The 18,699-nt window shown below is 68.2% G+C and carries 32 protein-coding genes; 31 read left to right on the top strand and 1 reads right to left on the bottom strand.

The window, feature by feature from the left end; translation table 11 throughout:
- The 3 genes from IE245_RS17015 to IE245_RS17005 all read left to right on the top strand — a co-directional run.
- The coding region (locus tag IE245_RS17015) for a dehydrogenase family protein (protein WP_506005180.1) at positions 1–810 on the top strand (810 nt) is incomplete at its 5' end.
- Positions 811–935: 125 nt separating this feature from the next.
- A complete protein-coding gene (locus tag IE245_RS17010; protein WP_189948244.1) occupies positions 936–1,298 on the top strand; it encodes a YciI family protein in 363 nt (120 codons plus the stop codon).
- A 110-nt stretch (positions 1,299–1,408) separates the two neighbouring features.
- Positions 1,409–2,659: an RNA polymerase sigma factor gene (locus tag IE245_RS17005; RefSeq protein WP_189948281.1), complete on the top strand. Its 1,251-nt coding sequence runs from the start codon at positions 1,409–1,411 to the stop codon at positions 2,657–2,659.
- 12 nt (positions 2,660–2,671) lie between these two features.
- Here IE245_RS17005 and IE245_RS17000 read toward each other — a convergent pair whose 3' ends face one another.
- On the bottom strand, positions 2,672–3,550 hold the full coding sequence (locus IE245_RS17000) for a hypothetical protein (RefSeq protein ID WP_189948242.1): 879 nt from the start codon (positions 3,548–3,550) through the stop codon (positions 2,672–2,674).
- 494 nt (positions 3,551–4,044) lie between these two features.
- Between IE245_RS17000 and rpsJ the strand changes: the two genes are divergently transcribed.
- From rpsJ to rpsK, 28 genes are all read left to right on the top strand, one after another.
- On the top strand, positions 4,045–4,353 hold the full coding sequence (rpsJ, locus tag IE245_RS16995) for a 30S ribosomal protein S10 (RefSeq protein WP_003948644.1): 309 nt from the start codon (positions 4,045–4,047) through the stop codon (positions 4,351–4,353).
- A gap of 13 nt (positions 4,354–4,366) precedes the next feature.
- A complete protein-coding gene (gene rplC / locus IE245_RS16990) occupies positions 4,367–5,011 on the top strand; it encodes a 50S ribosomal protein L3 (protein WP_189948240.1) in 645 nt (214 codons plus the stop codon).
- Between the two features lie 4 nt (positions 5,012–5,015).
- Positions 5,016–5,666 carry a 50S ribosomal protein L4 gene (rplD, locus tag IE245_RS16985; protein ID WP_189948238.1) on the top strand — a complete coding sequence of 217 codons (651 nt, stop codon included), beginning with the start codon at positions 5,016–5,018 and terminating at the stop codon, positions 5,664–5,666.
- Positions 5,666–5,983, top strand: coding sequence for a 50S ribosomal protein L23 (gene rplW / locus IE245_RS16980; RefSeq protein ID WP_030759382.1), 318 nt, complete (start codon positions 5,666–5,668; stop codon positions 5,981–5,983). Before rplD ends, rplW begins: the two co-directional genes overlap by 1 nt.
- 39 nt (positions 5,984–6,022) lie before the next feature.
- A complete protein-coding gene (gene rplB, locus IE245_RS16975) occupies positions 6,023–6,859 on the top strand; it encodes a 50S ribosomal protein L2 (protein ID WP_132912402.1) in 837 nt (278 codons plus the stop codon).
- Positions 6,860–6,871: 12 nt separating this feature from the next.
- Entirely contained in the window at positions 6,872–7,153 is a 282-nt protein-coding gene (gene rpsS, locus IE245_RS16970; protein WP_030759378.1) for a 30S ribosomal protein S19, read from the top strand.
- Positions 7,154–7,196: 43 nt separating this feature from the next.
- Positions 7,197–7,544 (top strand): 50S ribosomal protein L22, encoded by a 348-nt coding sequence (gene rplV / locus IE245_RS16965; protein WP_055517281.1) that lies wholly within the window; start codon positions 7,197–7,199, stop codon positions 7,542–7,544.
- Complete coding sequence (rpsC, locus tag IE245_RS16960) at positions 7,544–8,374, top strand: 30S ribosomal protein S3 (protein WP_030494256.1); 831 nt, start codon at positions 7,544–7,546, stop codon at positions 8,372–8,374. Before rplV ends, rpsC begins: the two co-directional genes overlap by 1 nt.
- A gap of 5 nt (positions 8,375–8,379) precedes the next feature.
- Complete coding sequence (gene rplP / locus IE245_RS16955; protein ID WP_030494257.1) at positions 8,380–8,799, top strand: 50S ribosomal protein L16; 420 nt, start codon at positions 8,380–8,382, stop codon at positions 8,797–8,799.
- Complete coding sequence (gene rpmC, locus IE245_RS16950) at positions 8,799–9,023, top strand: 50S ribosomal protein L29 (RefSeq protein ID WP_030494258.1); 225 nt, start codon at positions 8,799–8,801, stop codon at positions 9,021–9,023. Before rplP ends, rpmC begins: the two co-directional genes overlap by 1 nt.
- Positions 9,023–9,304 carry a 30S ribosomal protein S17 gene (gene rpsQ / locus IE245_RS16945; RefSeq protein ID WP_169088480.1) on the top strand — a complete coding sequence of 94 codons (282 nt, stop codon included), beginning with the start codon at positions 9,023–9,025 and terminating at the stop codon, positions 9,302–9,304. Before rpmC ends, rpsQ begins: the two co-directional genes overlap by 1 nt.
- Positions 9,305–9,405: 101 nt before the next feature.
- Complete coding sequence (gene rplN, locus IE245_RS16940) at positions 9,406–9,774, top strand: 50S ribosomal protein L14 (protein WP_003956455.1); 369 nt, start codon at positions 9,406–9,408, stop codon at positions 9,772–9,774.
- A gap of 2 nt (positions 9,775–9,776) precedes the next feature.
- Positions 9,777–10,088, top strand: a complete 312-nt coding sequence (gene rplX, locus IE245_RS16935; protein WP_030759367.1) for a 50S ribosomal protein L24 — start codon at positions 9,777–9,779, stop codon at positions 10,086–10,088.
- Complete coding sequence (gene rplE / locus IE245_RS16930) at positions 10,085–10,642, top strand: 50S ribosomal protein L5 (RefSeq protein ID WP_106979021.1); 558 nt, start codon at positions 10,085–10,087, stop codon at positions 10,640–10,642. Before rplX ends, rplE begins: the two co-directional genes overlap by 4 nt.
- Before the next feature lie 5 nt (positions 10,643–10,647).
- Positions 10,648–10,833: a type Z 30S ribosomal protein S14 gene (locus IE245_RS16925; protein ID WP_003956452.1), complete on the top strand. Its 186-nt coding sequence runs from the start codon at positions 10,648–10,650 to the stop codon at positions 10,831–10,833.
- Between the two features lie 223 nt (positions 10,834–11,056).
- Complete coding sequence (rpsH, locus tag IE245_RS16920) at positions 11,057–11,455, top strand: 30S ribosomal protein S8 (protein ID WP_030494261.1); 399 nt, start codon at positions 11,057–11,059, stop codon at positions 11,453–11,455.
- A gap of 20 nt (positions 11,456–11,475) precedes the next feature.
- Complete coding sequence (rplF, locus tag IE245_RS16915) at positions 11,476–12,015, top strand: 50S ribosomal protein L6 (RefSeq protein WP_189948236.1); 540 nt, start codon at positions 11,476–11,478, stop codon at positions 12,013–12,015.
- A gap of 3 nt (positions 12,016–12,018) precedes the next feature.
- Positions 12,019–12,402, top strand: a complete 384-nt coding sequence (gene rplR / locus IE245_RS16910; protein ID WP_030759358.1) for a 50S ribosomal protein L18 — start codon at positions 12,019–12,021, stop codon at positions 12,400–12,402.
- A 45-nt stretch (positions 12,403–12,447) separates the two neighbouring features.
- Positions 12,448–13,053, top strand: coding sequence for a 30S ribosomal protein S5 (gene rpsE, locus IE245_RS16905; RefSeq protein ID WP_030201551.1), 606 nt, complete (start codon positions 12,448–12,450; stop codon positions 13,051–13,053).
- Positions 13,053–13,235: a 50S ribosomal protein L30 gene (rpmD, locus tag IE245_RS16900; protein ID WP_005313525.1), complete on the top strand. Its 183-nt coding sequence runs from the start codon at positions 13,053–13,055 to the stop codon at positions 13,233–13,235. The genes rpsE and rpmD overlap by 1 nt, the downstream gene beginning before the upstream one ends.
- A gap of 2 nt (positions 13,236–13,237) precedes the next feature.
- A complete protein-coding gene (gene rplO / locus IE245_RS16895) occupies positions 13,238–13,693 on the top strand; it encodes a 50S ribosomal protein L15 (protein WP_169088488.1) in 456 nt (151 codons plus the stop codon).
- Between the two features lie 216 nt (positions 13,694–13,909).
- On the top strand, positions 13,910–15,229 hold the full coding sequence (secY, locus tag IE245_RS16890) for a preprotein translocase subunit SecY (protein WP_189948234.1): 1,320 nt from the start codon (positions 13,910–13,912) through the stop codon (positions 15,227–15,229).
- Positions 15,229–15,876, top strand: a complete 648-nt coding sequence (locus IE245_RS16885) for an adenylate kinase (RefSeq protein ID WP_189948231.1) — start codon at positions 15,229–15,231, stop codon at positions 15,874–15,876. Before secY ends, IE245_RS16885 begins: the two co-directional genes overlap by 1 nt.
- Positions 15,877–15,973: 97 nt before the next feature.
- Positions 15,974–16,825 (top strand): type I methionyl aminopeptidase, encoded by an 852-nt coding sequence (gene map / locus IE245_RS16880; RefSeq protein ID WP_189948229.1) that lies wholly within the window; start codon positions 15,974–15,976, stop codon positions 16,823–16,825.
- 355 nt (positions 16,826–17,180) lie between these two features.
- The gene (gene infA / locus IE245_RS16875; protein ID WP_003956442.1) at positions 17,181–17,402 is read left to right on the top strand and encodes a translation initiation factor IF-1; all 222 of its coding nucleotides are present in this window, start codon (positions 17,181–17,183) and stop codon (positions 17,400–17,402) included.
- Between the two features lie 61 nt (positions 17,403–17,463).
- Positions 17,464–17,577, top strand: coding sequence for a 50S ribosomal protein L36 (gene rpmJ, locus IE245_RS16870; RefSeq protein WP_003956441.1), 114 nt, complete (start codon positions 17,464–17,466; stop codon positions 17,575–17,577).
- A gap of 190 nt (positions 17,578–17,767) precedes the next feature.
- Complete coding sequence (gene rpsM / locus IE245_RS16865; RefSeq protein WP_015035595.1) at positions 17,768–18,148, top strand: 30S ribosomal protein S13; 381 nt, start codon at positions 17,768–17,770, stop codon at positions 18,146–18,148.
- Positions 18,149–18,214: 66 nt separating this feature from the next.
- On the top strand, positions 18,215–18,619 hold the full coding sequence (rpsK, locus tag IE245_RS16860) for a 30S ribosomal protein S11 (RefSeq protein WP_003956432.1): 405 nt from the start codon (positions 18,215–18,217) through the stop codon (positions 18,617–18,619).
- Positions 18,620–18,699: the final 80 nt, after the last annotated feature.

Genomic DNA, 18,699 nt, shown 5'->3' with positions numbered 1-18,699 from the left:
TTCGGCCAGTACCGGCGCATCACCAACCGCTGGGAGGCCGGCGTCCTCACCGGCAAGGGCACCGGCTGGGGCGGCTCCGCGATCCGGCCGGAGGCCACCGGTTACGGCAGCGTGCTCTTCGCCGCGGCGATGCTGCGCGAGCGCGGCGAGGACCTGGAGGGCCGGACCGCGGTCGTCTCCGGCTCCGGCAACGTCGCCCTGTACACGATCGAGAAGCTCCTCGCGCTCGGCGCGAACCCGGTGACCTGCTCCGACTCCAGCGGCTACGTCTACGACGACAAGGGCATCGACCTGGCCCTGCTGAAGCAGATCAAGGAGGCCGAGCGCGGCCGGGTCGCCGACTACGCCGAGCGGCGCGGAGCCTCCGCCCGCTTCGTGCCGGGCGGCCGCGTCTGGGAGGTCCCCGCGGACGTCGCCCTCCCCTCCGCCACCCAGAACGAGCTCGACGAGAACGACGCGGCGGCCCTGATCCGCAACGGCGTCAAGGCCGTCGCCGAGGGCGCCAACATGCCGACCACCGCCGAGGCCGTCCACCTCCTCCAGCGGGCCGGCGTCGCCTTCGGCCCCGGCAAGGCGGCCAACGCGGGCGGGGTCGCGGTCAGCGCCCTGGAGATGGCGCAGAACCACTCCCGTACGTCCTGGTCGGCGGCCCGCGTCGAGGAGGAGCTGGCGGGAGTCATGGAGGACATCCACCGCACCTGCGTCGAGACCGCCGAACGCTACGGCGCCCCCGGCGACTACGTCACGGGCGCCAACATCGCGGGCTTCGAGCGGGTCGCGGACGCGATGCTCGCGCAGGGCGTGATCTGACGCGCGCGCCGGGAGGGATCTTCTTCCGAAGATCTTTCCCGGCGATGTCGAGACCGTCCCGGCGGCTCCGACCGTAGGGTGACAGCGCGCCGCAGGGGCGCGCGGGGACGGGGAGGACACCCGGGATGAAGTACGTCGCGATGATCTACGGCAACCAGGCCAAGTGGGACGCGTTCCCGGCCGAGGCCTGGCCGGAGGCGATCGCCCGCCAGGAGGCCTTCAACCGCCGGTACCGCGAGACCGGCGAACTCCTCGGCGCCTACGGCCTCGCCGACGCGGCCGCCGCCCAGCTGGTCCGCCGCGAGTCCGGCGTCCCCGCCGTCACCGACGGCCCCTACCTGGAGACCAAGGAGTACCTGGCCAGCTTCTACCTCCTCGACTGCGACTCCCTGGAGCGCGCCCAGCAGATCGCCGCCGACATGCCCTTCGCGGACACCGACCCGGTCGAACTCTGGCCCGTCCTCCACGAGTCCACGGCGGACGTGTGAGCACCCGCCCCACCACCCCGTCCCCCGACGACCGCCCGCCCCGCCTCCCGGCCGGCGACGGGCCGACCGGCACGGATCCGGCGGAGGCCGGTGTGCCGACGGAGGCCGGTGTGCCGGCGGGCGGGGGCGGGGCCCGCGTCGAGGACGTCCTGCGGGCGTGCGCGCCGCGGGTCCTCGGCGCGCTCGTGCGGCGGCACGGGGACTTCTACGGGTGCGAGGACGCCGTGCAGGAGGCCCTGATCGCCGCGGCGCGGCAGTGGCCGGAGCAGGGGGTGCCCGAGCGGCCGGGGCCCTGGCTGCTGACCGTCGCCCACCGGAAGTACGTGGACCAGGTGCGCAGCGAGGCCGCCCGCCGGCGGCGCGAGGACACCGTGGCCCTGGCCACCCCGGCGGCGGCGCTGCTCGCGCCCGCCGCCGACGAGGCGGCGGAGGGGGCCGCGGACGACTCGCTCGCGCTGCTCTTCCTCTGCTGCCACCGGGACCTGTCGCCGTCCAGCCGGATCGCGCTCACCCTGCGGGCGGTCGGCGGCCTCACCACCGCGCAGATCGCCGCCGCGTTCCTGGTGCCGGAGGCGACGATGGCGCAGCGCATCAGCCGCGCCAAGCAGACCGTCCGCGCCGCGGGCGACGTGCTCGCGCTGCCCGGGGGCGAGGACCGCACGGCCCGGCTCGCCGAGGTCCGGCACGTGCTGTACCTCGTCTTCAACGAGGGGTACACGGCCAGCGGCGGCGAGGAGCTGACCGCGCCCGAACTCTCCACGGAGGCCATCCGGCTCGCCCGCCTGCTGCACCGGCTCGTCCCCGACGACGCCGAGACCGCCGGCCTGCTGGCCCTGATGCTGCTCACGGACGCCCGCCGCCCCGCCCGCACGGGCCCGCACGGCGAGCTCGTCCCGCTGGCGGACCAGGACCGCAGCCGCTGGGACGCGGCCCTGGTCGCGGAGGGCGTCGCCCTGATCAGCCGCGCCCTCCCGCGCGGCCGGGTGGGCCCGTACCAGCTCCAGGCGGCGATCGCGGCCGTCCACGACGAGGCGGAGTCCGCGGACGCCACCGACTGGCCGCAGATCCTCGCCCTGTACGACCTCCTGGAGCAGGCGGCGCCGAACCCCATGGTCACCTTGAACCGGGCGGTCGCGGTCGCCATGGTCCGAGGACCCGAGGCCGGGCTCGCCCTCCTCGACGCCCTCGCCGCCGACAAGCGCCTCGCCCGCCACCACCGGCTCCTCGCCACCCGCGCGCACCTGCTCGAGCTGACGGGCGACCGGGCCGCGGCGGCGGAGTCGTACCGCGAGGCCGCCCGCCGCACCACCAGCGCGCCGGAGCGCAGGCACCTCACGGAGCGGGCCCGGCGGCTGGGCTGAGGCCCGTACGGCCTACGCGGCGTCGAACAGCTCCCCGGCGGAGGCGACGGCGACCGAGCGGTCGAGGAGGCGGCCGAGCTCGTCGGGATCGGTCACGGCGGTGACCCGCCCGGCGACGGCCTCGGGGACGTCGATCCCGCGCGCCCGGAGGACACGGAGCACGGCCTCGGCGAGACCTTCCGCCCGGCCCTCGGCCTCGCCCTCGGCCTTGCCTTTCAGGTACGTCTCCTCGACGAGGGTGCCCCGTCCGGGGAAGAAGGTGCCCACGGTCCGCATCAGGTGCCTCCAGGTCTTCCTGGCCGGGGTGTCTCCCAGCCCGATCTCCAGCAGTTCCGAGCAGTACGCGACCGAGTCGGGCTCAGCCGTCGCCAGCGCCTGTGCCAGCCCCTCCAGGGTCGAGGAGCAGTCCGGATCGCGGGCGTGCGCCATGGCGGAGAAGACCGCCAGGGCGAGGCTCCGCCGGACCTCCTCGGGGTCGGTGATGACGGGCACGTTGTCGGGCCCGAGGACGAGCGGGTGCGTCCGCAGCGCGGTCCAGCCGTCGACGCCGGTCACGAAGGGGCCGGCGGCCCAGCGAGCGGTGGCGCGGTCCTGGCAGACGACGAGCAGCAGGGCGGGGATGTCGTACTTCGCTCTCAGGTGGGCGAGGTGGTACGTCCAGCTCGACGCCCTCTCCGGGTCCCGGCGCCCCTGTGCCTCGATCGCGAGCAGGAAGCCGGGCCCTTCGGAGGGGCTGATCCGCAGCACGCTGTCGACCCGGGGCGAAGGCGTCAGCACCTCGACCGCGGCCGTCGGCGGCAGCCGCAGCCCGAGCACCCGGAAGACGGGGGAGAGGAGCTCCGGCCGGTCCTGGAAGATCCGGTGGGACGCTTCGTGGGAGGAAGTGACCATGGGCGGCAACGTAGGGCCGCCGAACCGGGTCGGAATATGCCTTCGGGATATGACCACCCCGGAGGGTGAAGCCGGCGCGCCGCGGGCCCCGCGCGCCCCCTGCGTGTACCCGTACGTGACGTGGGGTACAGTCTTCGACCCCGATTGGCGGCCCGCCCTGGCCGTATGGCAGACTAGCGGGGTTGCTCGGTTGAGTGCCGATGCTGCGCGCCTCCCGCCGGGAGGACCGGAAGCGAGTCCCACAGTACTCGTCGTCCCTGATCAGGGGCGGACGTACGGGAATCTTCCGGGAAGCGTCAGCGGGGTACCAGCCAGGCGCCCGGTGGGTGTTCACCCCCGTCCCGCGGTCTTCGGCCCGCACCCCCTTGGTTGGGAAATCCTTCGGGAGATCTTCGTAGAGGGAGTGCGACACGCCCGACCGCGTGGGTCGGAGGAAGGACGCGAACCGACCGGGTTCCAGGGCGTTAACAAAGAGACAGGACTACGAAGTAGCCATGGCGGGACAGAAGATCCGCATCCGGCTCAAGGCCTACGACCACGAGGTCATCGACTCCTCGGCGAAGAAGATCGTCGAGACGGTGACGCGCACTGGTGCGTCGGTCGCGGGCCCGGTGCCGCTGCCCACTGAGAAGAACGTGTACTGCGTCATCAAGTCGCCGCACAAGTACAAGGACTCGCGCGAGCACTTCGAGATGCGCACGCACAAGCGCCTCATCGACATCCTCGACCCCACGCCGAAGACGGTTGACTCGCTGATGCGTCTCGACCTCCCGGCTGGCGTCGACATCGAGATCAAGCTCTGAGGTGACGCGCGAGATGGCTAAGAACATCAAGGGCATCCTGGGCGAGAAGCTCGGCATGACGCAGGTCTGGGACGAGAACAACCGGGTCGTCCCGGTGACCGTCGTCAAGGCCGGCCCCAATGTCGTGACCCAGGTGCGTACGAACGACGTCGACGGTTACGAGTCGGTCCAGATCGCCTTCGGCGAGATCGACCCGCGCAAGGTGAACAAGCCCCTCAAGGGCCACTTCGCCAAGGCCGACGTCACCCCGCGCCGTCACCTCGTCGAGATCCGTACCGCTGACGCCAGCGAGTACACCCTCGGCCAGGAGATCACCGCCGAGGTCTTCGAGGCGGGCATCAAGGTCGACGTGACCGGCAAGAGCAAGGGCAAGGGCTTCGCCGGTGTCATGAAGCGCCACAACTTCCGTGGTGGCAAGGCCTCCCACGGTGCCCACCGCGTGCACCGCAAGCCCGGTTCGATCGGTGGCTGCGCCACCCCGGGCCGCGTCTTCAAGGGCATGCGCATGGCCGGCCGCATGGGCAACGAGCGCGTGACCACCCAGAACCTGACCGTTCACGCCGTTGACGCGGAGAAGGGCCTGCTGCTCATCAAGGGCGCGGTTCCTGGTCCGAACGGCGGCCTCGTCCTGGTCCGCACCGCGGCCAAGGGGGCCTGAGGATATGAGCACCATTGACATTCTGTCGCCCGCGGGCGACAAGGCGGGGACCATCGAGCTCCCGGCCGAGATCTTCGACGCCAAGGTCAGCGTCCCGCTGATCCACCAGGTCGTCGTCGCGCAGCTGGCCGCTGCCCGTCAGGGCACGCACAAGACCAAGACGCGTGGCGAGGTCCGCGGTGGTGGCAAGAAGCCTTACCGCCAGAAGGGCACCGGCCGCGCCCGTCAGGGTTCGACCCGCGCCCCGCAGTTCGCCGGTGGTGGCGTCGTGCACGGTCCCGTGCCGCGTGACTACTCGCAGCGGACCCCGAAGAAGATGAAGGCCGCCGCCCTCCGCGGTGCCCTCTCCGACCGGGCGAACCACTCCCGCATCCACGTCGTCACCGGCGTGGTCGAGGGTGACGTCTCCACCAAGGCCGCCAAGACGCTGTTCGGCAAGATCTCGGAGCGCAAGAACCTGCTCCTGATCGCCGAGCGCGCCGACGAGGCCGCGTGGCTGTCCGCCCGCAACCTGCCCCAGGTGCACATCCTGGAGCCGGGCCAGCTGAACACGTACGACGTGATGCGATCCGACGACGTGGTCTTCACCCAGGCCGCCTTCGAGTCCTTCGTGTCTGGCCCCAAGGCCGACGACAACGAGGGGAACGAAGCCTGATGGCCGAGATCACCAGCAAGACCTTCACGGACCCGCGCGACGTCCTCGTCAAGCCGGTCGTCTCCGAGAAGAGCTACGCCCTGCTCGACGAGAACAAGTACACGTTCATCGTCGCGCCCGGCTCCAACAAGACCCAGATCAAGCAGGCCGTCGAGGCGGTCTTCTCGGTCAAGGTCACCGGGGTCAACACGATCAACCGCCAGGGCAAGCGCAAGCGCACCCGCACCGGTTTCGGCAAGCGCGCCAACACCAAGCGCGCCATCGTGACCCTTGCTGAGGGCAACCGAATCGACATCTTCGGCGGCCCGACCGCCTGACGGCGGTCGAGTCGTCCGATATCGGACGAGGACTGAGAAATGGGTATCCGCAAGTACAAGCCGACTACGCCGGGCCGTCGTGGCTCCTCCGTAGCCGACTTCGTCGAGATCACGCGGTCCACGCCGGAGAAGTCGCTGGTCCGCCCCCTGCACAGCAAGGGCGGCCGTAACAACACCGGTCGTGTGACCGTCCGTCACCAGGGCGGTGGCCACAAGCGCGCCTACCGCGTGATCGACTTCCGTCGTCACGACAAGGACGGCGTGCCGGCCAAGGTCGCTCACATCGAGTACGACCCCAACCGCACCGCTCGCATCGCGCTGCTGCACTACGCGGACGGCGAGAAGCGCTACATCATCGCCCCGCGCGGCCTCGCGCAGGGTGACCGGGTGGAGAACGGCCCCACGGCCGACATCAAGCCCGGCAACAACCTGGCCCTCCGCAACATCCCGGTCGGTACCACGATCCACGCGATCGAGCTCCGTCCCGGCGGTGGCGCCAAGTTCGCCCGCTCCGCGGGTGCCTCCGTGCAGCTGCTGGCGAAGGAGGGCACCATGGCCCACCTCCGCATGCCGTCCGGCGAGATCCGTCTTGTCGACGCCCGCTGCCGCGCCACGATCGGCGAGGTCGGCAACGCCGAGCAGTCGAACATCAACTGGGGCAAGGCCGGCCGCAAGCGCTGGCTGGGCGTCCGCCCGACCGTTCGCGGTGTGGCGATGAACCCGGTTGACCACCCGCACGGTGGTGGTGAGGGCAAGACCTCCGGTGGTCGTCACCCGGTCTCTCCGTGGGGTCAGAAGGAGGGTCGTACTCGTTCGCCGAAGAAGGCTTCGAACAAGTACATCGTCCGCCGCCGCAAGACGAACAAGAAGCGCTAGGAGCGGGTTTAGATGCCGCGCAGTCTCAAGAAGGGACCCTTCGTCGACGGCCACCTCATCAAGAAGGTGGACGCTCAGAACGAGGCCGGTACCAAGAACGTCATCAAGACCTGGTCCCGTCGCTCCATGATCATCCCGGCGATGCTCGGGCACACGATCGCGGTGCACAACGGCAAGACCCACGTCCCGGTGTTCGTCACCGAGTCGATGGTCGGGCACAAGCTCGGCGAGTTCTCGCCGACGCGTACCTTCCGGGGTCACGTCAAGGAAGACCGGAAGTCGAAGCGCCGCTAGTAGCGGATCGCATTCAGACACGTAAGTAACTGAAGGGACAACCATGGAAGCCAGGGCCCAGGCGCGGTACATCCGCGTCACGCCCATGAAGGCCCGCCGCGTGGTGGACCTGATCCGTGGCATGGATGCCACGGAGGCTCAGGCTGTTCTGCGATTCGCTCCGCAGGCAGCCTCCGTGCCGGTCGGCAAGGTGCTCGACAGCGCCATCGCCAACGCCGCGCACAACTACGACCACACGGACGCCAACTCGCTGTTCATCAGCGAGGCGTACGTCGACGAGGGTCCGACCCTGAAGCGGTTCCGTCCGCGCGCCCAGGGCCGTGCCTACCGGATCCGCAAGCGGACCAGCCACATCACCGTGGTCGTCAGCAGCAAGGAAGGAACCCGGTAATGGGCCAGAAGGTTAACCCGCATGGGTTCCGGCTCGGCATCACCACGGACTTCAAGTCCCGCTGGTACGCCGACAAGCTGTACAAGGACTACGTCAAGGAAGACGTCGCCATCCGTCGGATGCTGACGTCCGGCATGGAGCGCGCCGGCATCTCGAAGGTGGAGATCGAGCGCACCCGTGACCGCGTCCGCGTGGACATCCACACCGCTCGTCCGGGCATTGTCATCGGTCGCCGTGGCGCCGAGGCCGACAAGATCCGCGGCCAGCTGGAAAAGCTGACCGGCAAGCAGGTCCAGCTGAACATCCTCGAGGTCAAGAACCCCGAGGTCGACGCTCAGCTCGTGGCCCAGGCCGTCGCCGAGCAGCTCTCCTCCCGCGTCTCCTTCCGTCGGGCCATGCGCAAGAGCATGCAGTCCGCCATGAAGGCCGGCGCCAAGGGCATCAAGATCCAGTGTGGTGGCCGTCTCGGCGGCGCCGAGATGTCCCGCTCGGAGTTCTACCGCGAGGGTCGTGTGCCGCTGCACACGCTCCGCGCGAACGTCGAGTACGGCTTCTTCGAGGCCAAGACGACCTTCGGCCGCATCGGCGTGAAGGTCTGGATCTACAAGGGCGACGTCAAGAACATCGCCGAGGTCCGCGCCGAGAACGCCGCCGCCCGCGCCGGCAACCGTCCGGCCCGTGGCGGTGCTGACCGCCCGGCCGGCCGCGGTGGCCGCGGTGGCGAGCGTGGCGGTCGCGGTCGCAAGCCGCAGTCGGCTCCCGCTGCCGAGGCCCCCAAGGCCGAGGCCGCCGCCGCTCCGGCTGCTGAGAGCACCGGAACGGAGGCCTGACCGAAATGCTGATCCCCCGTAGGGTCAAGCACCGCAAGCAGCACCACCCGAAGCGCAATGGCATGTCCAAGGGTGGCACGCAGGTTGCGTTCGGCGAGTACGGCATTCAGGCCCTCACCCCGGCCTACGTGACCAACCGCCAGATCGAGGCCGCGCGTATCGCGATGACCCGCCACATCAAGCGTGGCGGCAAGGTCTGGATCAACATCTACCCGGACCGCCCGCTGACGAAGAAGCCTGCCGAGACCCGCATGGGTTCCGGTAAGGGTTCGCCGGAGTGGTGGATCGCGAACGTCAAGCCCGGTCGGGTGATGTTCGAGCTGTCCTACCCGAACGAGAAGATCGCGCGTGAGGCTCTGACTCGTGCGGCTCACAAGCTGCCGATGAAGTGCAAGATCGTTAAGCGCGAGGCAGGTGAGCTGTGATGTCGGCCGGTACCAAGGCGTCCGAGCTGCGCGAGCTGGGCAACGAGGAGCTTGTGGCCAAGCTCCGCGAGGCCAAGGAAGAGCTGTTCAACCTCCGCTTCCAGGCGGCGACGGGCCAGCTCGAGAACCACGGCCGTCTTCGGGCGGTCCGTAAGGACATCGCCCGGATCTACACCCTCATGCGAGAGCGTGAGCTCGGCATTGAGACGGTGGAGAACGCCTGATGAGCGAGAACAACGTGACTGAGAAGACCGAGCGCAACGCTCGCAAGGTCCGCGAGGGCCTGGTCGTCAGCGACAAGATGGACAAGACCGTCGTCGTCGCCGTCGAGGACCGCGTCAAGCACGCGCTGTACGGCAAGGTCATCCGCCGTACGAACAAGCTCAAGGCTCACGACGAGCAGAACGCTGCCGGCATCGGCGACCGCGTCCTCCTGATGGAGACCCGGAAGCTGTCGTCGACGAAGCACTGGCGCGTCGTCGAGATCCTCGAGAAGGCCAAGTAATCCCTCCTAGGGGGACCCCCTAGGAACAGTTCCGCCAGGCTCGGTGGGGGCCGCTGACCAGTGGCCCCCGCCGGGAACCGGCAGACAATCAGGAGATAGACGTGATCCAGCAGGAGTCGCGACTTCGCGTCGCCGACAACACTGGTGCCAAGGAGATCCTTTGCATCCGTGTTCTCGGTGGCTCGGGTCGCCGCTACGCGGGCATCGGTGACGTCATCGTCGCCACCGTCAAGGACGCGATCCCCGGTGGCAACGTGAAGAAGGGTGACGTCGTCAAGGCGGTCATCGTTCGCACCGTCAAGGAGCGTCGTCGTCAGGACGGCTCGTACATCCGCTTCGACGAGAACGCCGCCGTCATTCTGAAGAACGACGGCGACCCTCGCGGCACCCGTATCTTCGGCCCGGTGGGCCGTGAGCTGCGCGAGAAGAAGTTCATGAAGATCATCTCGCTCGCGCCGGAGGTGCTGTAAGCATGAAGATCAAGAAGGGCGACCTGGTCCAGGTCATCACCGGTAAGGACAAGGGCAAGCAGGGCAAGGTCATCGCGGCCTACCCCGCCGAGTCCCGCGTCCTCGTCGAGGGTGTCAACCGGGTCAAGAAGCACACGAAGGCCGGCCCGAACCAGGCCGGCGGCATCGTGACCACCGAGGCTCCGGTCCACGTCTCCAACGTCCAGCTGGTCGTGGAGAAGGACGGCAAGAAGGTCGTCACGCGTGTCGGTTTCCGCTTCGACGACGAGGGCAACAAGATCCGCGTTGCCAAGCGGACGGGTGAGGACATCTGATGGCTACCACCACTCCGCGTCTCAAGACGAAGTACCGCGAGGAGATCGCGGGCAAGCTGCGTGACGAGTTCAAGTACGAGAACGTCATGCAGATCCCCGGCCTCGTGAAGATCGTGGTCAACATGGGTGTCGGCGACGCCGCCCGTGACTCGAAGCTGATCGAGGGCGCGATCCGCGACCTCACCACGATCACCGGTCAGAAGCCGGCCGTCACCAAGGCCCGCAAGTCCATCGCGCAGTTCAAGCTGCGCGAGGGCCAGCCGATCGGTGCCCACGTCACCCTCCGCGGTGACCGCATGTGGGAGTTCCTGGACCGCACCCTGTCGCTCGCGCTGCCGCGCATCCGCGACTTCCGTGGCCTGTCCCCGAAGCAGTTCGACGGCCGCGGCAACTACACCTTCGGTCTCACGGAGCAGGTCATGTTCCACGAGATCGACCAGGACAAGATCGACCGTACCCGGGGTATGGACATCACCGTGGTGACCACGGCGACCAACGACGACGAGGGCCGTGCCCTTCTGCGTCACCTCGGCTTCCCGTTCAAGGAGGCGTAAGCGAGATGGCGAAGAAGGCTCTCATCGCGAAGGCTGCCCGCAAGCCCAAGTTCGGTGTGCGCGCGTACACCCGCTGCCAGCGCTGCGGTCGCCCCCACTCCGTGTACCGCAAGTTCGGCCTGTGCCGCGTGTGCCTCCGTGAGATGGCTCACCGTGGCGAGCTGCCGGGCGTGACCAAGAGCTCCTGGTAATTCCCCTTCGCCCTCTGGGCGTTGGTGAATGACCGGAGTCTCTCGGTAGGCATTGGGCTGGCGGAGGCCCGACCCGACATGCCGTAGGCTTGAAGGGTTGGGCGTCCGCCGCCCTTACGACTTACTACGCCGTAGGTCCACCGCACCGCACCCGCCCCGTCTCGGATCGGGGAGAGGGATGGTGCACCAGGAAACCCCGGCGAGAGAGGCCGAAGGCCAATTCATGACCATGACTGATCCGATCGCAGACATGCTCACGCGTCTGCGTAACGCGAACTCGGCGTACCACGACTCCGTGACGATGCCGCACAGCAAGATCAAGTCGCACATCGCGGAAATCCTCCAGCAGGAGGGCTTCATCACCGGCTGGAAGGTCGAGGACGCCGAGGTCGGTAAGAACCTCGTCATCGACCTCAAGTTCGGTCCGAACCGTGAGCGCTCCATCGCGGGCATCAAGCGGATCTCGAAGCCGGGCCTCCGGGTTTACGCGAAGTCCACCAACCTGCCGAAGGTCCTCGGCGGCCTGGGCGTGGCGATCATCTCCACGTCCCACGGTCTCCTGACCGGCCAGCAGGCGCAGAAGAAGGGCGTGGGTGGGGAAGTCCTCGCCTACGTCTGGTAGTCGGGAACGGAGGAATAGCAATGTCGCGAATCGGCAAGCTCCCCATCACGGTTCCCGCCGGCGTGGACGTCACCATCGAGGGCCGCACGGTCACGGTGAAGGGTTCCAAGGGCACCCTGAGCCACACCGTCGCCGCGCCGATCGAGATCGTTAAGGGCGAGGACGGCGTTCTGAACGTCACCCGTCCGAACGACGAGCGTCAGAACAAGGCCCTCCACGGCCTGTCCCGCACGCTGGTGGCCAACATGATCACCGGTGTGACCCAGGGGTACGTCAAGGCGCTCGAGATCAGCGGTGTCGGTTACCGCGTGGCCGCGAAGGGCTCCGGCCTGGAGTTCCAGCTCGGCTACAGCCACCCGATCCTGGTGGAGGCCCCCGAGGGCATCTCCTTCAAGGTCGAGTCGCCGACCAAGTTCTCGGTCGAGGGCATCGACAAGCAGAAGGTCGGCGAAGTCGCCGCGAACATCCGCAAGCTGCGGAAGCCCGACCCGTACAAGGCCAAGGGCGTCAAGTACGCGGGCGAGGTCATCCGCCGCAAGGTCGGAAAGGCTGGTAAGTAAGCCATGGCATACGGTGTCAAGATCGCCAAGGGCGACGCTTACAAGCGCGCCGCGAAGGCGCGCCGTCACCTGCGCATCCGTAAGAACGTGTCGGGTACGGCGGAGCGTCCGCGCCTCGTCGTGACGCGTTCGAACCGCGGTATCACCGCGCAGGTCATCGACGACCTCAAGGGTCACACCGTCGCGTCGGCGTCCCACCTGGACGCTTCGATCCGCGGTGGCGAGGGCTCGAAGTCCTCGCAGGCCCAGCAGGTCGGCGCCCTGGTCGCCGAGCGCGCCAAGGCCGCCGGTGTCGAGGCCGTCGTGTTCGACCGTGGTGGCAACAGGTACGCCGGGCGCATTGCCGCTCTGGCTGACGCCGCCCGCGAAGCCGGGCTGAAGTTCTAAGCCCCGGTTCCGGGACTAACGGACGTAACAGAGAGAGGTATTCCAATGGCTGGACCCCAGCGCCGCGGTAGCGGTGCCGGTGGCGGCGAGCGGCGGGACCGGAAGGGCCGCGACGGTGGCGCTGCCGCCGCCGAGAAGACCGCGTACGTTGAGCGCGTAGTCGCGATCAACCGCGTCGCCAAGGTTGTCAAGGGTGGTCGTCGCTTCAGCTTCACCGCGCTCGTCGTGGTGGGTGACGGTGACGGCACCGTGGGTGTCGGTTACGGCAAGGCCAAGGAGGTGCCGGCCGCCATCGCCAAGGGTGTTGAGGAGGCCAAGAAGCACTTCTTCAAGGTCCCCCGCATCCAGGGCACCATCCCCCACCCGATCCAGGGCGAGAAGGCTGCGGGCGTCGTCCTGCTCAAGCCGGCTTCCCCCGGTACCGGTGTGATCGCCGGTGGCCCGGTGCGCGCGGTTCTCGAGTGCGCCGGCGTCCACGACATCCTGTCGAAGTCGCTCGGCTCCGACAACGCGATCAACATCGTGCACGCGACCGTGGAGGCCCTGAAGGGCCTGCAGCGTCCCGAGGAGATCGCGGCTCGCCGTGGTCTGCCCCTCGAGGACGTCGCCCCCGCGGCTCTGCTTCGTGCGCGTGCGGGAGCGGGTGCGTAATGGCTCGCCTCAAGATCACGCAGACGAAGTCGTACATCGGCAGCAAGCAGAACCACCGCGACACGCTGCGTTCGCTCGGGCTCAAGCGCCTGAACGACGTGGTCGTCAAGGAGGACCGCCCCGAGTTCCGCGGCATGGTGCACACCGTCCGCCACCTCGTGACGGTTGAGGAGGTCGACTGATCATGGCGGAGAACAACCCGCTCAAGATCCACAACCTCCGTCCCGCCCCGGGCGCCAAGACCGCGAAGACCCGTGTGGGTCGCGGTGAGGCGTCGAAGGGTAAGACGGCCGGTCGTGGTACCAAGGGCACCAAGGCCCGCTACCAGGTTCCGGAGCGCTTCGAGGGTGGGCAGATGCCCCTCCACATGCGTCTCCCGAAGCTCAAGGGCTTCAAGAACCCGTTCCGCACCGAGTACCAGGTCGTGAACCTGGACAAGCTGGCCGCGCTCTACCCGCAGGGTGGCGAGGTCACGGTGGCCGACCTGGTCGCCAAGGGTGCCGTTCGCAAGAACCAGCTCGTCAAGGTCCTGGGCCAGGGCGAGGTCTCCGTGGCGCTGCAGGTGACGGTCGACGCCGTCTCCGGCTCCGCCAAGGAGAAGATCGCCGCCGCCGGCGGCACCGTCACCGAGCTCGTCTGAGACGACTCGATGGCCTGAACATCCGACCGGGGATGCCTCCCAAAAGGGGCATCCCCGGTTGGTCGTTCCTAGGGGGGCATGGTCGCCGGTAAGGTGGCGTGCACCGTCCATGCTCATGCGGTATAGACCGCCGGGGCCGGGACCGAACCACCCAGTCATTGTCGAATCACAAAACCGTCACCTCTGACGCATAGCGCGGGGGTCGCAGGAGGCACCGTGCTCACCGGCTTCGCCCGGGCGTTCAAGACGCCCGACCTGCGCAAGAAGCTGCTCTTCACGCTGGCGATCATCGTGCTGTACCGCCTCGGGGCCCACATCCCCGTCCCCGGCGTCAGCTACGAGGCCGTCCAGATGTGCGTGGACCAGGCGAGCGAGGGCAACAACAGCCTGTTCGGCCTGGTGAACATGTTCAGTGGCGGCGCACTGCTGCAGATCACCATCTTCGCGCTCGGCATCATGCCGTACATCACGGCGAGCATCATCCTGCAGCTGCTCACCGTCGTGATCCCGCGACTGGAAGCCCTCAAGAAGGAGGGCCAGAGCGGTACGGCGAAGATCACGCAGTACACCCGTTACCTGACGATCGCCCTGGCGATCCTCCAGGGCACGGGCCTCGTGGCCACCGCCAAGAGCGGCGCCCTGTTCAGCGGCTGCAACGTCGCGAACCAGGTCGTCCCGGACCCGTCGATCTTCACCATCGCCACCATGGTCATCACCATGACCGCGGGCACCGCCATCGTCATGTGGCTCGGTGAGCTCATCACCGACCGCGGCATCGGCAACGGCATGTCGATCCTCATGTTCATCTCGATCGCCGCCGGCTTCCCGGGCGCCCTCTGGGCCATCAAGGAGAGCGGCAAGCTCGCCCAGGGCTGGATCGAGTTCGGCACCGTCATCCTCATCGGCTTCGTGATGGTGGCCCTCGTGGTCTTCGTCGAGCAGGCGCAGCGCCGCATCCCGGTGCAGTACGCGAAGCGCATGATCGGCCGCAGGTCGTACGGCGGTACGTCCACTTACATCCCGTTGAAGGTGAACCAGGCAGGTGTGATTCCTGTCATCTTCGCCTCGTCGCTGCTCTACATCCCGGCGCTGGTCGCGCAGTTCTCCAGCTCCACCGCGGGCTGGAAGACCTGGATCGAAGCCCACTTCGTCAAGGGTGACCACCCCTACTACATCGCGACGTACTTCCTCCTGATCGTGTTCTTCGCCTTCTTCTACGTGGCGATCTCGTTCAACCCCGAGGAAGTCGCGGACAACATGAAGAAGTATGGTGGCTTCATCCCGGGTATCCGGGCTGGTCGACCTACTGCCGAGTACCTGAGCTACGTGCTCAACCGGATCACTTGGCCGGGCTCGCTGTACTTGGGTCTGATCGCTCTTGTGCCGACGATGGCGTTGGCAGGCTTCGGCGGTGCCAATGCCAACTTCCCCTTCGGTGGGACGAGCATCCTCATCATCGTGGGTGTCGGGCTGGAGACCGTGAAGCAGATCGAGAGCCAGCTCCAGCAGCGCAATTACGAAGGGTTCCTCCGCTGATGCGAATCGTCCTCGTCGGACCGCCCGGGGCCGGCAAGGGAACGCAGGCCGCGTTCCTCGCCAAGAACCTGGACATCCCGCACATCTCCACCGGCGATCTGTTCCGTGCCAACATCTCGCAGGGCACGGCGCTGGGCCTGGAGGCGAAGGGTTACATGGACCGGGGCGAGCTCGTCCCGGACGAGGTGACCATCGGGATGGCCAAGGACCGCATGGAGCAGGCGGACGCCGCGAACGGCTTCCTGCTCGACGGTTTCCCGCGCAACGTGGCTCAGGCCGAGGCCCTGGATGTCGTCCTGAAGGCCGACGACATGCAGCTGGACGCGGTTCTGGACCTCGAGGTCCCCGAGGACGAGGTCGTGAAGCGGATCGCGGGTCGCCGCATCTGCCGCAACGACTCCTCGCACGTCTTCCACGTGGAGTACAACGCCCCGAAGACCGCGGGCGTCTGCGACACCTGTGGGGGCGAGCTCTACCAGCGCGCGGACGACTCCGAGGAGACCGTCCGCACCCGGCTGGAGGTCTACCACACGCAGACCGAGCCGATCATCGACTACTACCGGGCGCAGAACCTGGTCGTGACGATCTCGGCGCTCGGCAAGGTGGACGAGGTCACGGCGCGTGCGATGGACGCGCTGAAGAAGTAACCCCACGCTCACGCGGTACGGCCGCGGTGCCCCTGACGGGCGCCGCGGCCGTATCGTTGTTCTGTCCCCGTACGCGCAAGGAAAGGCCCCCGTCACGATGGTGCAGATCAAGACCCCCGAGCAGATCGCGAAGATGCGCGAGGCGGGGCTGGTCGTCGCCGCCATCCACGCGGCGACGCGCGAGGCGGCCGTGCCGGGCGCCACGACGAAGGACCTGGACGAGGTCGCGCGCAAGGTGATCGCCGACCACGGGGCGAAGTCGAACTTCCTCGGGTACGGCGGCTTCCCCGCGACCATCTGCACCTCGGTCAACGAGGTCGTGGTCCACGGCATCCCCGACGAGAAGACCGTCCTCAAGGACGGCGACATCATCTCGATCGACGCCGGCGCGATCGTCGACGGCTGGCACGGCGACGCGGCGTACACCGCCTTCGTCGGCACCGGTCACGCCCCGGAGCTGATCGAGCTCTCCCGGGTGACCGAGGAGTCGATGTGGGCCGGCATCGCCGCGATGCGGGTGGGCGGGCGCCTGGTCGACATCTCGAAGGCGATCGAGTCGTACATCAAGCGCCAGCCGCGGCCGGCCGTGGGCGACCACAGCCTGGGGAAGTACGGCATCGTCGAGGACTACGGCGGCCACGGCATCGGCACCGAGATGCACATGGACCCGCACCTGCTGAACTACGTCTCCCGCAAGCGCGGCAAGGGCCCGAAGCTGGTCCCCGGCCTCTGCCTGGCCATCGAGCCCATGGTCTCCCTCGGCACGCCGCACACGGAGGTCCTCGCGGACGACTGGACGGTCGTCTCCACCGACGGCACCTGGTCCTCCCACTGGGAGCACAGCGTCGCCCTCACGGAGGAGGGCCCCCTGGTCCTGACCGCGGTCGACGGCGGCAAGGCGAAGCTGGCGGAGCTGGGCGTCACGGCCGCCCCGGACCCGCTGGCCTGACCGCCGGCCCGGAACCGTCGCCGCGTGGCGTCGGCGCCGGGCGCGCCCCGTCCCGGCGGACGGCGTCCGCCGCAGCGGCGCGAAGCTTGCGAGGCGCCCCGCGCCGAGCCCGCGAGCGGCGCGTGAGGCAGGGCTGCCCCGCTGGCGTGACCGCCCGGCCCGGAACCGTCGCCGCGTGGCGTCGGCGCCGGGCGCGCTCCGTTCCGGCGGAGTAATGATCTTCGGCGTTGGGCAAACTCCCCGGATTCGTCTTTTCCAGGGGCCTGACGTAGACTGATGCGTCGGCTCTCGTGTACCCGTGTGTCCGCACCGGGGAATGGGAGTCGATCAAGGTAGCCGATTCGAAAGGCGAAGCGTGGCCAAGAAGCAAGGTGCCATCGAGATCGAGGGCACCGTGATCGAGTCCCTCCCGAACGCCATGTTCAAGGTGGAACTCCAGAACGGTCACAAGGTCCTCGCGCACATCTCCGGCAAGATGCGCATGCACTACATCCGCATCCTCCCGGACGACCGGGTCGTCGTGGAGCTGTCTCCGTACGACCTGACGCGTGGCCGGATCGTCTACCGATACAAGTAGATCTTGCCCGCACCCGCCTTCCGTGCGGGTGGTGGCACTGACCCGGAGAACCTCACATCCCATGAAGGTCAAGCCGAGCGTCAAGAAGATCTGCGACAAGTGCAAGGTGATCCGCCGTCACGGCCGGGTCATGGTCATCTGCGACAACCTGCGCCACAAGCAGCGCCAGGGCTGACGCACGCCGACCGACCTGCAATTTCGCAGTTCTTCGCGCGACGCATAGCAACACGTACATACGCAGAGCCCGTCCGGCCGTGATCCACGGTTGACGGCACCTCCGGCGGGGGCCGGGGACCCGACCTGTACCTCATACGGCAGCCGGGAACGGTTCTGCGGCAGACCCCCGAGAACACAGGAGCCATTGAATGGCACGCGTTTCCGGTGTTGACATCCCGCGCGAAAAGCGTGTGGTGGTCGCACTCACCTACGTCTTCGGCATCGGGCGTACCCGGTCCGAGGAGATCCTCGCCGCGACCGGCGTGAACCCGTCCACCCGTGTCCGCGACCTTGCCGAGGAAGACCTCGTCAAGATCCGCGAGTACGTGGACGCCAACCTCCAGACCGAGGGTGACCTCCGCCGCGAGATCGCCGCCGACATCCGCCGCAAGGTCGAGATCGGCTGCTACCAGGGCCTCCGCCACCGTCGTGGCCTGCCCGTCCGCGGTCAGCGCACCAGCACGAACGCTCGTACCCGCAAGGGCCCGCGTCGCGCCATCGCCGGCAAGAAGAAGCCGGGCAAGAAGTAGTCCTCAGCGGACGCTTGACCAAGCGGTCTTCGCTGTAGGACCGACCACCTCCCGTAGGAGTAAGAGATGCCCCCCAAGGGACGTCAGGGCGCTGCCAAGAAGGTGCGCCGCAAGGAAAAGAAGAACGTCGCTCACGGCCACGCGCACATCAAGAGCACGTTCAACAACACGATCGTCTCGATCACGGACCCCTCGGGCAACGTGATCTCCTGGGCCTCCGCCGGCCACGTCGGCTTCAAGGGCTCGCGCAAGTCCACCCCCTTCGCCGCGCAGATGGCCGCCGAGTCGGCCGCCCGCCGCGCGCAGGAGCACGGCATGCGCAAGGTCGACGTCTTCGTCAAGGGTCCCGGCTCCGGCCGTGAGACCGCGATCCGCTCCCTCCAGGCCACCGGCCTCGAGGTCGGCTCGATCCAGGACGTCACCCCCACGCCGCACAACGGCTGCCGTCCCCCCAAGCGCCGCCGCGTCTGACGCGTCGCCTGCTTGACCTGGGCTTCCGGGCGGTGCGTCCCCTTTCGGGGGCGTACCGCCCGTACCCTTGTAGCTGTAAC

Origin of the sequence: Streptomyces roseolus (assembly GCF_014649855.1) — a bacterium.
Classification (GTDB): Bacteria; Actinomycetota; Actinomycetes; order Streptomycetales; family Streptomycetaceae; genus Streptomyces; species Streptomyces roseolus.
The sequence above is the reverse complement of the archived record's forward strand: the minus strand, read 5'-3'. Positions and strand labels throughout refer to the sequence as shown.

Bases quoted from the DNA above. Each gene is read 5' to 3' on its own strand.
- rplV (WP_055517281.1), top strand. From the start codon at position 7,197: ATGGAAGCCAGGGCCCAGGCGCGGTACATCCGCGTCACGCCCATGAAG.
- rpsE (WP_030201551.1), top strand. From the start codon at position 12,448: ATGGCTGGACCCCAGCGCCGCGGTAGCGGTGCCGGTGGCGGCGAGCGG.
- IE245_RS17010 (WP_189948244.1), top strand. From the start codon at position 936: ATGAAGTACGTCGCGATGATCTACGGCAACCAGGCCAAGTGGGACGCG.
- map (WP_189948229.1), top strand. From the start codon at position 15,974: ATGGTGCAGATCAAGACCCCCGAGCAGATCGCGAAGATGCGCGAGGCG.
- rplB (WP_132912402.1), top strand. From the start codon at position 6,023: ATGGGTATCCGCAAGTACAAGCCGACTACGCCGGGCCGTCGTGGCTCC.
- IE245_RS16885 (WP_189948231.1), top strand. From the start codon at position 15,229: ATGCGAATCGTCCTCGTCGGACCGCCCGGGGCCGGCAAGGGAACGCAG.
- rpmD (WP_005313525.1), top strand. From the start codon at position 13,053: ATGGCTCGCCTCAAGATCACGCAGACGAAGTCGTACATCGGCAGCAAG.
- rpsH (WP_030494261.1), top strand. From the start codon at position 11,057: ATGACCATGACTGATCCGATCGCAGACATGCTCACGCGTCTGCGTAAC.
- rpsM (WP_015035595.1), top strand. From the start codon at position 17,768: ATGGCACGCGTTTCCGGTGTTGACATCCCGCGCGAAAAGCGTGTGGTG.
- rplW (WP_030759382.1), top strand. From the start codon at position 5,666: ATGGCCGAGATCACCAGCAAGACCTTCACGGACCCGCGCGACGTCCTC.
- rpmC (WP_030494258.1), top strand. From the start codon at position 8,799: ATGTCGGCCGGTACCAAGGCGTCCGAGCTGCGCGAGCTGGGCAACGAG.
- rpsQ (WP_169088480.1), top strand. From the start codon at position 9,023: ATGAGCGAGAACAACGTGACTGAGAAGACCGAGCGCAACGCTCGCAAG.
- rpmJ (WP_003956441.1), top strand. From the start codon at position 17,464: ATGAAGGTCAAGCCGAGCGTCAAGAAGATCTGCGACAAGTGCAAGGTG.
- rplX (WP_030759367.1), top strand. From the start codon at position 9,777: ATGAAGATCAAGAAGGGCGACCTGGTCCAGGTCATCACCGGTAAGGAC.
- rplP (WP_030494257.1), top strand. From the start codon at position 8,380: ATGCTGATCCCCCGTAGGGTCAAGCACCGCAAGCAGCACCACCCGAAG.
- rplC (WP_189948240.1), top strand. From the start codon at position 4,367: ATGGCTAAGAACATCAAGGGCATCCTGGGCGAGAAGCTCGGCATGACG.
- rpsJ (WP_003948644.1), top strand. From the start codon at position 4,045: ATGGCGGGACAGAAGATCCGCATCCGGCTCAAGGCCTACGACCACGAG.
- rplD (WP_189948238.1), top strand. From the start codon at position 5,016: ATGAGCACCATTGACATTCTGTCGCCCGCGGGCGACAAGGCGGGGACC.
- rpsS (WP_030759378.1), top strand. From the start codon at position 6,872: ATGCCGCGCAGTCTCAAGAAGGGACCCTTCGTCGACGGCCACCTCATC.
- IE245_RS16925 (WP_003956452.1), top strand. From the start codon at position 10,648: ATGGCGAAGAAGGCTCTCATCGCGAAGGCTGCCCGCAAGCCCAAGTTC.
- rpsC (WP_030494256.1), top strand. From the start codon at position 7,544: ATGGGCCAGAAGGTTAACCCGCATGGGTTCCGGCTCGGCATCACCACG.
- rplO (WP_169088488.1), top strand. From the start codon at position 13,238: ATGGCGGAGAACAACCCGCTCAAGATCCACAACCTCCGTCCCGCCCCG.
- rplR (WP_030759358.1), top strand. From the start codon at position 12,019: ATGGCATACGGTGTCAAGATCGCCAAGGGCGACGCTTACAAGCGCGCC.
- IE245_RS17000 (WP_189948242.1), bottom strand. From the start codon at position 3,550: ATGGTCACTTCCTCCCACGAAGCGTCCCACCGGATCTTCCAGGACCGG.
- rpsK (WP_003956432.1), top strand. From the start codon at position 18,215: ATGCCCCCCAAGGGACGTCAGGGCGCTGCCAAGAAGGTGCGCCGCAAG.
- rplF (WP_189948236.1), top strand. From the start codon at position 11,476: ATGTCGCGAATCGGCAAGCTCCCCATCACGGTTCCCGCCGGCGTGGAC.